This window comes from Flavobacterium antarcticum DSM 19726, from assembly GCF_000419685.1.
GTDB lineage: Bacteria > Bacteroidota > Bacteroidia > Flavobacteriales > Flavobacteriaceae > Flavobacterium > Flavobacterium antarcticum.
In genome coordinates, this window is record NZ_ATTM01000006.1 from 188312 (window position 1) to 199877 (window position 11566).

The 11566-nt window shown below is 35.3% G+C and carries 7 protein-coding genes; 3 read left to right on the forward strand and 4 right to left on the reverse strand.

All coding sequences use genetic code 11. The features are described 5' to 3' along the window. The first annotated feature begins 126 nt into the window (after positions 1-126). Positions 127-3786 carry a phosphoribosylformylglycinamidine synthase gene (gene purL / locus YWA_RS0111760; protein WP_022828710.1) on the forward strand — a complete coding sequence of 1220 codons (3660 nt, stop codon included), beginning with the start codon at positions 127-129 and terminating at the stop codon, positions 3784-3786. Between the two features lie 87 nt (positions 3787-3873). After that, complete coding sequence (locus YWA_RS15425; RefSeq protein ID WP_022828711.1) at positions 3874-4650, forward strand: DUF3667 domain-containing protein; 777 nt, start codon at positions 3874-3876, stop codon at positions 4648-4650. A gap of 2 nt (positions 4651-4652) precedes the next feature. On the opposite strand, the gene YWA_RS0111770 is transcribed toward YWA_RS15425, so the two are convergent. The 4 genes from YWA_RS0111770 to YWA_RS0111785 all read right to left on the reverse strand — a co-directional run bounded on the left by YWA_RS0111770 (position 4653) and on the right by YWA_RS0111785 (position 10676). Next, on the reverse strand, positions 4653-5309 hold the full coding sequence (locus tag YWA_RS0111770) for an alpha/beta hydrolase (protein ID WP_022828712.1): 657 nt from the start codon (positions 5307-5309) through the stop codon (positions 4653-4655). 2 nt (positions 5310-5311) lie between these two features. Further along, positions 5312-5761, reverse strand: coding sequence for a hypothetical protein (locus YWA_RS0111775; protein WP_022828713.1), 450 nt, complete (start codon positions 5759-5761; stop codon positions 5312-5314). Between the two features lie 66 nt (positions 5762-5827). After that, positions 5828-7624 carry a TonB-dependent receptor gene (locus YWA_RS0111780; protein ID WP_022828714.1) on the reverse strand — a complete coding sequence of 599 codons (1797 nt, stop codon included), beginning with the start codon at positions 7622-7624 and terminating at the stop codon, positions 5828-5830. Positions 7625-7658: 34 nt separating this feature from the next. Further along, positions 7659-10676: a tetratricopeptide repeat protein gene (locus tag YWA_RS0111785; RefSeq protein ID WP_022828715.1), complete on the reverse strand. Its 3018-nt coding sequence runs from the start codon at positions 10674-10676 to the stop codon at positions 7659-7661. Between the two features lie 204 nt (positions 10677-10880). Between YWA_RS0111785 and YWA_RS0111790 the strand changes: the two genes are divergently transcribed. Beyond that, positions 10881-11564: a cell division ATP-binding protein FtsE gene (locus tag YWA_RS0111790; RefSeq protein WP_022828716.1), complete on the forward strand. Its 684-nt coding sequence runs from the start codon at positions 10881-10883 to the stop codon at positions 11562-11564. Positions 11565-11566: the final 2 nt, after the last annotated feature.

Genomic DNA, 11566 nt, shown 5'->3' on the forward strand with positions numbered 1-11566 from the left:
TTAAAATTTAAGATCTAACATAAGGGATTTACATCTCAAATTATTTAGATAACTTTACATTTATCTCTTTGCAAATTCTGCTTTTTTAAACTATTTTTGCAAAACACAACACAATAACTACATACAATGATTCATTTCTTCGGAAACCAGACGAATACGGTTTTTGCAGTGCAAACGCAAAACGACTTATCGACAGAAGACATCAACAAATTAAACTGGCTTTTTGGCGACGCAAATAAAATAGAAAAATCCGTACTTGCGGATTTTTTTGTTGGACCTCGTGCCGCTATGATTACGCCTTGGAGTACGAATGCTGTTGAGATTACTCAAAATATGGCTATTTCAGGAATTATTCGAATTGAAGAATTTGAAAAAGTAGCTCCTGATTTTTCAGAATTTGACCCGATGCTTTCGCAAAAATACAACGACCTAAATCAAGATATCTTCAATATTCACATTCAGCCGGAAGCTATTATTGACATTGAAGATATCGAAGGATATAATCAATCGGAAGGTTTGGCTTTAAGTCCAGAAGAGGTAAATTATTTAGCTGATCTATCGGTTAAATTAGAACGAAAACTAACTGATTCTGAAATTTTTGCTTTCTCACAAGCCAATTCAGAACACTGCCGTCACAAAATATTCAATGGAACTTTCGTGATTGACGGAGAAGAGAAAAAAACTTCTTTGTTTAAAATGATTAAGCAAACTTCTGCTGAAAATCCAAACGAAATTGTTTCAGCGTATAAAGATAATGTGGCTTTTGTAAAAGGGCCAACTTTGGTTCAGTTTGCTCCAAAAAGCGCTGACAAACCTGATTTTTACGCAGAAAAAGAATTTGAATCGGTTCTTTCTTTGAAAGCAGAAACGCATAATTTCCCAACAACTGTTGAACCTTTTAATGGTGCAGCAACTGGTTCTGGAGGAGAAATTCGCGACCGTTTAGCAGGTGGACAAGGTTCGTTGCCATTGGCTGGAACTGCAGTTTACATGACTTCATATTCTCGATTGGAAGACGATAGAGATTGGGAACAAGCGATGCCAGAACGTCCTTGGTTGTATCAAACGCCAATGGATATTTTGATAAAAGCATCAAATGGAGCTTCTGATTTTGGAAATAAATTCGGACAACCATTAATTACGGGTTCGGTTTTAACTTTCGAACACAATGAAAACGACCGCAAGATTGGTTACGATAAAGTAATCATGCAAGCGGGTGGAATTGGTTATGGAAAATTAGACCAAGCAATTAAGAAAAAACCAACTGCCGGAGACAAAATTGTCATTCTTGGTGGTGAAAATTATAGAATCGGAATGGGTGGAGCTGCGGTTTCATCAGCTGATACAGGTGCTTTTGGAACTGGAATTGAATTAAATGCAATCCAACGTTCAAACCCTGAAATGCAAAAACGCGCTGCAAATGCCATTCGTGGTTTAGTGGAAAGCGACCACAACCCTATCGTTTCCATTCACGATCACGGTGCAGGTGGACATTTAAATTGTCTTTCTGAATTAGTGGAAGAAACGGGTGGATTGATTGATTTAGACAAATTACCTGTTGGAGACCCAACGCTTTCTGCAAAAGAAATCATTGGTAACGAGTCGCAAGAGAGAATGGGATTAGTGATTGGCGAGAAAGATATGGGAATTCTGCAAAGAATTGCTGATCGTGAACGTTCGCCGATGTATGAAGTTGGAGAAGTTACAAATGACAATCGTTTTACATTCGAATCTAAATCTACTGGTGCAAAACCAATGGATTATGCGTTAGAAGATTTCTTTGGCAGTTCACCAAAAACAATCATGAATGATACTACAATTCCATCGAATTATTCGGACTTGAATTACGTTACTGCTGAAATTCCAAACTACTTAAACGAATTATTACAGCTAGAAGCAGTTGGTTCTAAAGACTGGTTGACGAATAAAGTGGACCGTTGTGTTGGAGGAAAAGTGGCGAAACAACAATGTGTTGGACCATTGCAATTGCCTTTGAACAACGTTGGTGTTATGGCATTAGATTTCAAAGGAAAAGAAGGATTGGCAACTTCAATTGGCCACTCGCCTATCGCTGCATTGATTGATGCTGCTGCAGGTTCGAGAACGGCAATTGGTGAATCATTATCTAATTTAGTTTGGGCTCCGTTGAAAGAAGGAATGAAATCGGTTTCGCTTTCTGCCAACTGGATGTGGGCTTGTAAAAATGTCGGTGAAGACGCAAGATTGTACGAAGCGGTTGAAAGTTGTGCTAATTTTGCTATCGAATTGGGAATCAATATTCCAACGGGAAAAGATTCGCTTTCGATGAAACAAAAATATCCAGGTGACGAAGTAATCGCGCCAGGAACGGTAATTATTTCGGCTGCTGGAAACTGTAGTAATATTACGAAAGTGGTCGAACCTGTTCTTCAACGAAATGGCGGAAACATTTACTACTTGAATTTATCTCAAGATACGTTCAAATTAGGTGGAAGTTCTTTTGCTCAAATTCTGAACAAAATTGGAACGGAAGTTCCTACCATTAAAGACGCTTCTTTCTTCAAAAATGCGTTCAATACTTTGCAAGATTTGATCAAGGAACGAAAAATTAAAGCGGGTCACGACATCGGAAGTGGTGGATTAATTACGACTTTATTAGAAATGAGTTTTGCTGATGTGAATTTGGGAGCAACTTATGACTTAAGTATTTTAGGCGAAAATGATTCAGTAAAAACACTTTTCAACGAAAATATCGCAGTTGTTTTTCAAGCAGATGCTTCAGTTGAAGAAGCGTTTAAAAATAACGGAATTGAAATTTTTAAAATTGGAAATGTAGTTGAAGGAAATACGATTTCAATTGAAAATTACAATGATAACTTCAATTTTAATGTTTCTGAATTAAGAGATACTTGGTTTAAAACTTCCTATTTATTAGACCAAAAACAGTCTAAAAACGGAATGGCGAAAGCGCGTTTTGAGAATTATAAAAATCAAGTTTTATCATATAATTTCCCAGCTCATTTTGATGGAAAATTACCGCAGTTGCCAACAACAGCTCGTCCAAAAGCTGCGATTATTCGTGAAAAAGGAAGTAATTCTGAACGAGAAATGGCGAATGCAATGTTCTTGGCTGGCTTTGATGTGAAAGACGTTCACATGACGGATTTGATTTCTGGTCGTGAGAATTTAGAAGATATTCAATTTATTGGAGCGGTTGGTGGATTTTCAAATTCTGATGTTTTAGGTTCAGCGAAAGGTTGGGCTGGAGCATTTTTATACAACGAAAAAGCGAATACCGTTTTGAAAAACTTCTTTAAAAGAGAAGATACACTTTCTGTTGGAATTTGCAACGGTTGTCAATTGTTCATGGAATTAGAACTGATAAATCCAGAACATCAAACACACGGAAAAATGACTTATAACACTTCGCAAAAACACGAAAGTGGATTTACATCTGTGAAAATTCAGAAGAATAATTCGGTGATGTTGTCTTCATTAGAGGGAACAACTTTAGGTGTTTGGATTTCACATGGCGAAGGAAAATTCAAATTACCAAATGCAGAAAGTGATTATAACATTGTGGCAAAATATACTTACGAAGGTTATCCTGCAAATCCAAATGGTTCGGATTATAACACGGCCATGATGACGGATGCAACTGGTCGTCACTTGGTAACAATGCCGCATATTGAGCGTTCTACTTTTCCTTGGAACTGGGCAAACTACCCAGAACGCGGACAGAAAGACGAAGTTTCGCCTTGGCTAGAAGCTTTTGTGAATGCAAGAAAATGGATTGAAAAGAAATAACTAATATTTATTTTTTAAATAATTAAGAAAAGGCTTTCAGTAAATGAAAGCCTTTTTCTATTTTAGCCAAACCAAATCCAGTAATTTATGAAAAGCCTTGAGTGTTTAAATTGTAATCAAATTACTGAAGGCAACTTTTGCTCTAACTGTGGTCAGAAAACGGATACGCACAGAATTACTGCAAAACATTTCTTGATGCATGATTTGCTTCACGGCGTTTGGCATATTGAAAAAGGAATATTATTTACTATTAAGCAAGCATTATTACGTCCTGGAACTGCAGCTTTAGAATATATTAGTGGTAAGAGAATCAAGTATTATAATGTATTTTACTTGATACTACTAATGATTGGTTTTACAATTTTAGCAAAATCTACATACGATAAAATGGCTGTAAAATATTTTGGAACCATTATTCTACCAAGGGAAGAGCATTCAGGTAAAACTCTTGACCAATTTATATCTGACTATGACAAACTATTAATTTTCGCATTTGTTCCTCTATTTGCTTTAAATAGTTTTATACTCTTTAGACGTAAAAAGTTAAACTTCAGTGAACATTCAATCATAGCAGGAATGATGTTTTTAGGAGTAATAACAATTACTCTAATTGGCGAAATACTCTATCTAACTGAATTTATAAAAAATCTAGATATCTTGTCGCGTTTTGTAGATTTCGGCATACCAATAATTGTTTTTATTTACGTAATCATAAATTACTTTCAGACTTTTAAGCAAGAACAATCTATTTTCTCTATGCTTTTTAAAATGATTTCATTTTTGACATTGCTATTAATCGAGATATTAATTATTACTATTCTCATAACAGGCTACGTTTCAAATTGGACTTTTAATATAAGTTGATTTTATTGTTTTACATTGAATAAAATTTCCATTCGCACGATTTCACTCAATTCTTCGGCTTTGTTTAAAGTCATAAAATGACCGCCATTTTCAATTTTTACATCAACTTTCGCAAATGCAATCGGTAAAATTCGGTCGGAAGTTCCGTGAATATGAATGACATTTATAGGTTGTGTTTTGTTGTCCCAAGTTACGATAGCATTAATCGCCCATTTTAAAAACACAGCATCAGTGTCTTTCAGAATTTCCTTCAATAATTTTTTATCGCTATTACTTTCAATTCCAAAAAACCAATAACTAAAAGCGGTTGGAGTTTTCAGCAACTTTGTGGGCAACAATTTATGAAGATTAAGTTTTCCAGACATTCTATAATACCAAGGAATTTCCAACCTTTTTTTGGCAGAAGCGATAAGTATTACTTTTTCGGTTTTAATTAATTTAGCCACTTCCACCGCCATAATTCCTCCAAATGAAAGTCCGATTAGAATTGGGTTTTCATGTTTAATCTGACTGCAGATCCGACCTGCATAATCTGAAATACTTTCGTTTTTATTTGGTAAAATCCACTCTATAAAAATAGCGTTGCAATAATTGAAATCCATGTTTTGAAAAACTCTTTTATCAGCTCCTAAACCGCTAAAAACATAAACGTTCTTCATTACTAAACAATTTCATTAATCAAATAAGCGACATTATTTATCTTAAAAGAATGCCCAACTTCATGTCCAATTAATTCTTGAGCTAACGGCGATTGTGGTGAAATTCCATATACAGTTTGTCCTTGAATGGTAATCTTTGGCAAAGCTACACTGATCAAAAAATAATTCGCATTGGCTTGAACTAAACTTCCTGAAACAACTTTGTTACTCGTTTTCGTGAAATCAATTTTAGAAAATTGTTGGCTGTCGTTCAAGTATTCTTTCAGTTTGTAATTGAGCTTTTCTTGTTCAATATGCATCATCGATAAAGCGGTTTCGTGTTTATCTCCTGCAGAACCTTTAGCGTCGTTCTTCGAATCTTCCGACAAAGCCGAAATCATGTCTTGAAAAGCGTCAATTTTATCTTGAATACGCTGTTCATATTGTGTAACTATTTGTTCTTTAAATGTCATCCTTAGTAGTATTAAAAAACCCACAAAACAATTCGCTTTGTGGGTCAGTGAAAAGTTTATATTGGTCTAGAAATCGAATTTATAACTCGCTCCTAAAAGTACTTGGAATTGTTGAACTGGATAATTCAACCATTTTTCATACGCTTGATTTGCAATATTATTTGCTTTCACAAAAGCAGTCAAACGTTCGTTGTACTTATAACCTACGTTTAAGTTGGCGTCAAAATAAGCTTCTAAAGTTCTTTTTCCAGCACCTATCTCCGTGAATGATTGATCTACTTGAAAATCCATTCGTTCTCCTACGAAATATACATTTGCACCTGCAAACCATTTTTTAGTGATGTTAACGTTTAAGTTAGAGCCCACTTTTATCTGAGGTAAATTCCAAGCTTCTTGCTGCAAATCTACATTGTAAGAACTGAACGACGCATTTATTCCAAAAGCTACGTTTTTAGAAAAATCGGCTTTTAATTCCCCAAAGAAGTTCATCGTTTTCATATTATCATACACCACAGAAAATGAGTTTCCATATCCATAAAATTCATTTGCAGCATCCTGAGAATATTCGTTAGATAAGAATAACGCTTTATTTTTCTCGTTTAAATACGATCCACGAACGTTATAACTTACCGCATTGGTCAATTTCCCTTTCAATCCCACATAGATATCATACTGGCTATCTGTTGGCGTAATCATTTGCGTAGGCGATAAAAATGGGTTGACATTTGTAAAATCACGGTAGCTATTTTGTTGCAATCCACCTTCTGCACCTGCATAAGCAATCATCAAATCACCAACCACTTTATAAGATGCAGTAACTTTAGGATAGAAGAACAATTTACCTTCCGTTCCACCATCCACGCCATCGTATTTATTTGCTAAAACCGATAAATAAGTTACTTCAGCTCCGACGTTTACAGACAAATCGTCTTTCAACAATTGAAAATTAGGATTAGCACTCAAAATTACATTTGAATTTTCTCCTGGAAAAGTGGTTGCAGGATTTAAAGGTTGATCCGAATAGGCTTGGTCAAATTTTGCATTCAAATAATCTACAGTGAAGTTTAATTTGAAGAAATAATCAGCAACTCCTAAGTTAATCGAGGGTTTGAATAACACATGATTTTCTTCAGAACCTGTTGCGTCCCAAAAGCGGTTGTATTTTATAGTCGCTTTATCGAAGAAACTATCTGTCGCTCCAATGCTTCCACCAATGTAAAAATTGTGATAGGTTTGTTGCGGATCGATTGAATTAATTAAAGCATTCTGGTCTACTTCTGATAAATTATCTCCGAAATATTTAGGCAAACCGTACCAATTGTACACTTGGTTTTGATACCCCAAATCAAGATTCCAATTGTACGAATCGTGTTTACTTCCGTACGTCAAATCCAATCCCGTATCATAGAATTTATCGTCTAATTTAACGCCTTTTATATTTCCTTGAGACGATTGATGACGTAACATTCCCGCTACAAAATCAGTATCATTGACGTCTTCGGTAATGAACAATTCCGCATTTGCAGAAGCATAACTCCCAAATCCTAAAGTCGCATAATTTTTATACAAACGTTCTTGAGCCGTTTTGTCAACCGCTGCCGCACGACCTTTAGCAGGTGCGAATGTGGAAGCTACTGGAAAAGAAAAAATATTGTAATTAATCACTTCTTTTTTTGCCGTTTCCTCGTCGTCAAGCGTTGGCGTTTCCTTTACCTTAAAAGCATCCGAAACCGTTGGCGTGTAGGACTTCACTACATTCACCACTTCAGTTCCTATATTTTCGTCTTTTTTCTGTGCAAAAGTGGTTTGTAAACCTGCAAAAAGAAGTACGATTGAAATTTTATAATTGATTTTGTGAATCATCTTTTTTGTTTTGAAAATTTAAAATAAAGCCGATTTAGTTTTGAATCGATGAGTTGGTTTTAGCTTCCTCTGCTTTCAATAAAGCCAAGTTTTCTTGTGCTTCTGCAATTACATCTGGATATTCAGAGAAGTTTTTCACAACTGCTTCTAAAATTACGTTCGCTTGGTAACTGTCTTTTAAAGCGTAGAAATTTTTCGCCATTAAAACCAATCCTTTGGCTCCAAAGTATTTGTAACCGGAATAATCTTTGGCTAATTTCTGAACCGTTTTATTCGACTCTTCATATTTACCGTCTTTATTTTTAAAATAAGCATCGTAGTACAAAGCTTCTGCGGCAACTTCTCCTTTGGCAATCGTCAATAATTTGGCGTAAGCCGAACGAATTTTTGCTTCATCTTTCGTCTTCACTGCTGAACGTGCTACTATAATTTGAGCGTCACTTCTTATTTTATCATCTGTTTTTGGGTTTGCCAGAACTTTATCTGCCGAAGCCACTGCATTCGCATAATCTTCCTTATCGTAATACGCCTTCATCAAGTTCGCTTGCGCAAAAGTGACGTTTTGTGGAAAATCAGCTTCTGCTTCTAAACGTCTCAAAACAGGAATCGCTTTATCGTAATTCTTAGCTTTCAAATAAATAGAAGAAAGTCTTGCCAATGCTTGTTCTGTATATTCACTACGTGGTTTTGCAATCACAAATTCATAATTCGGAATTGCGTTATTTTCTAAATTATCTGCAAAATACAATTGACCTAAATAGAAATTCGCTTTTAACGAGTGAATGCCGTTTGGAAATTTCGCTACATAAGTATTAAATCCTGAAATTGCTTGTTTCGTATTGTTTTGCAAATACTGTTTTTCAGCCGATTCATAGGTGTCGTTGTCCAATTCAGCATCTGAAATTTCGATGTAATCCAACGTTTTAACCCAATTTGCATATTCGTCCACCTTTCCGCTGTCCACATAAATCAATCGCGCTGTTGAAACCGCTTGCAATGCTTCTTGTGTGTTTGGAAATTCACCCGCAACTTTCTTAAATTTAACCAATGCTTGTTGCGATTGGTCGCCGTTGTAATAAATTAATCCTTGACGCAAAATCGATTTTCCGGTGTAAGAACCGTTTTTATATTCTGCAATTAATTTGTCGTACGTCTTTAAAGCGTCTGCTGTTTTATTTTCCGCGGTGTATGTATTTGCTAGTTCATATAAAGCATCATCACGGTATTTTGATTTGGTAAATTTGGTAATAAAGTTGTTTAAATCCTCAATTTTCTTCTCATTTCGCTGCACAAATCCGTAACTAATCGCTTTTTGAAAAGCCGCATAATCCGAATCAATACCATTCATTTCGATGGATTTATTGTACGCTTCCATCGCTGGCCAATATTTTCCAGTAACGAAATTACTATCTCCCGAACGTAAAAGTGCATCGTTCAATCGCACCTTGTCGGCTTTGTTGCTTTTAATATAAGCATCAAAACTAGCAACCGCTTGTTCGTAATTTTTCAATTTGAAATAGGTGTAACCAATATTGTAATCGATGTTTTTAAATTCCGGCGTATTTTTCGCTTCTGCATTCCCTTCAAATTGCTTGAAACTGATTAAAGCTTCGCTAAAATTATCCAATACATATTCTGTTTCCGCTTTCCAAAAAGTAGCACGAGCCACAAATTTAGCATCGCGTGGTTCTGCAATTGATTTTTTAAACATTGCTAACGCATCACTGTAATTTCCGTCCGTGTACAATTCAATTCCACGATAGAATGTTACTTTTTGATACGCTTGTTTGTTTTCAAAACTTTTATTTTTCTCTAATAAAACCAATGCTTCCTTATAGTTCTTTGACGTAATGTATGAGTTAATCAATAACGTTTCCACTACAGGATTGTTAGCGTTCGTTGGATATTTCTGAATAAAAGAAGCCAAAACACTTGGAATACTTTGGTATGGATTTCCAATTTCATAACTCAATTTAGCGTAATTCAAATAAGCATCTTCTTGGATTTTTAAGTCAAATTCCATTTCAGAAGCACTTTTAAACGCATTTAATGCTTGTTGCTTCTTATCTGTTTTCAAATAACTTTCTCCTAAATGGTAATACGCATTTTGAGCTACAGCATCTTTCCCGTCAATAATTTTATTGAATTGCGCAATTGCATTTTCGTACTCTTTTTGTTGGTAATAGGCATAACCCAACATGTAATAATCGGTGTTATTCCACTTGCCTTTTTTACCACGGTAGTCTTTCAAATAAGGAATTGCTTGGTCGTATTGCTTTAAGTTGAAATAACTTTCCCCAATAATTTTACTCAATTCTGATTTTTCAGCAGCATTCGATTTGGCCATTGCTTTTTTACCCAAATCAATCGCATCTTGAAACTTCCCACCTTTGAAACTCATGTCGGCTTTAAAATAAGACATTTTATCATCGTATTTTTGTTCTCCGGCTACTTGTTCAAATTGCTTCGTAGCTTCTACATAATCGTCCGCTTCATAAGCCATGAAACCAAGATAATACTTCGCTTGTGAACCGTATTCTTTCGAATTTGAAACTTTATTAAAGTAAGTGGTCGCTTCTTTTTTATTCTTAGAATTATAAAAAACGTATCCTTTCTGGAAATTGAATTTATCACGTTCGTCATTCGTTAACGTGCTTTCATCAACTTTGTCAAACCACTCCATCGCTTGCTGATATTGACCTTGCTCGAAATAAAATTGAGCAACTTCTGTATACGCTTGATTTGTTTTTGAACTTGTAGGATAGTTTTGAATGAACTTTTCCATCAATTCATCGGCTCCATTTTGGTTCAGTCGAATGGCACAAATAGCAACATAATAAGCACAATCCGCCTGAATATCCATTTGGCTGTTTTGCTGCTGCACATCGATAAAAAGAAGTTGAGCTGACAAGTATTGTTTGTCTTTGTAAAGTTCGACCGCTCGATTAAAATCTTTCAAGTGGTGCGTATAAATTTCTGATTGTTGAGCAGAAACGGTGGTGGTAACTCCCGCACTTAATAACGGGAACAATAGCCAAGAATATTTATGCATTAGGTTTGGTTTTTAAAAGTCAAATATATCAAATTCCTTTGGGTATAACGCACTAAAATCAGGATTTAGTATATTCGTTTTAACACTTTTTTCCTAAAATAACAAAACTTTAGGGAAATGCTATTTTATCGCAATTGAAAGTACATTTTATTTTGAATACCACTTGAAAGGTACTACTTTTACGACTCTAAAATTATTTTTACCATGTCGCAAAACATACTTTTTTTAAGAAATGTAAACATCTATCAAGAAAAAAACATGATCCTTTCCAATGTGAATTTGGAAGTGAATCACGGTGAATTTATTTACATCATTGGTAAAACCGGTTCTGGGAAAAGTAGTTTAATGAAAACACTTTATGCCGATTTACCTTTGCAAGAAGGTCAAGCAAGTATTGTGGATTATGATTTAGCGACCTTAAAAGAAAGTGACATTCCTTATTTGCGAAGAAAAATTGGAATCGTATTTCAAGATTTCAAACTACTTCCCGACCGTAGCATCAATGAAAACATGCTTTTTGTTTTGAAAGCAACGGGCTGGAAAGATAAAGTGGAAATGCAACATAAAATCGATGAAGTTTTAGAAAAAGTAGACATGAAAGCGTCTTCTTACAAAATGCCACACCAACTTTCAGGTGGGGAACAACAACGCGTTGCCATTGCAAGAGCTTTGTTAAACGACCCGGAATTAATTTTGGCAGATGAGCCTACTGGAAATTTAGATCCACAAACGAGTGTAGAAGTGATGTCGGTTTTGCGAAAAATCAACGAAAATGGAAAAACCGTAATTATGGCGACGCACGATTACGCTTTAATTATGAAGTTTCCAGGAAAAACACTAAAATGTGAAGGCGGAACTATTTTTGAAGTAGTGCAACGAGCCGTATAATA

Coding starts and splice junctions, on each gene's coding strand:
- YWA_RS0111770 (WP_022828712.1), bottom strand. CDS start 5,309: ATGAAGAACGTTTATGTTTTTAGCGGTTTAGGAGCTGATAAAAGAGTT.
- YWA_RS0111780 (WP_022828714.1), bottom strand. CDS start 7,624: ATGATTCACAAAATCAATTATAAAATTTCAATCGTACTTCTTTTTGCA.
- YWA_RS0111775 (WP_022828713.1), bottom strand. CDS start 5,761: ATGACATTTAAAGAACAAATAGTTACACAATATGAACAGCGTATTCAA.
- purL (WP_022828710.1), top strand. CDS start 127: ATGATTCATTTCTTCGGAAACCAGACGAATACGGTTTTTGCAGTGCAA.
- YWA_RS0111785 (WP_022828715.1), bottom strand. CDS start 10,676: ATGCATAAATATTCTTGGCTATTGTTCCCGTTATTAAGTGCGGGAGTT.
- YWA_RS0111790 (WP_022828716.1), top strand. CDS start 10,881: ATGTCGCAAAACATACTTTTTTTAAGAAATGTAAACATCTATCAAGAA.
- YWA_RS15425 (WP_022828711.1), top strand. CDS start 3,874: ATGAAAAGCCTTGAGTGTTTAAATTGTAATCAAATTACTGAAGGCAAC.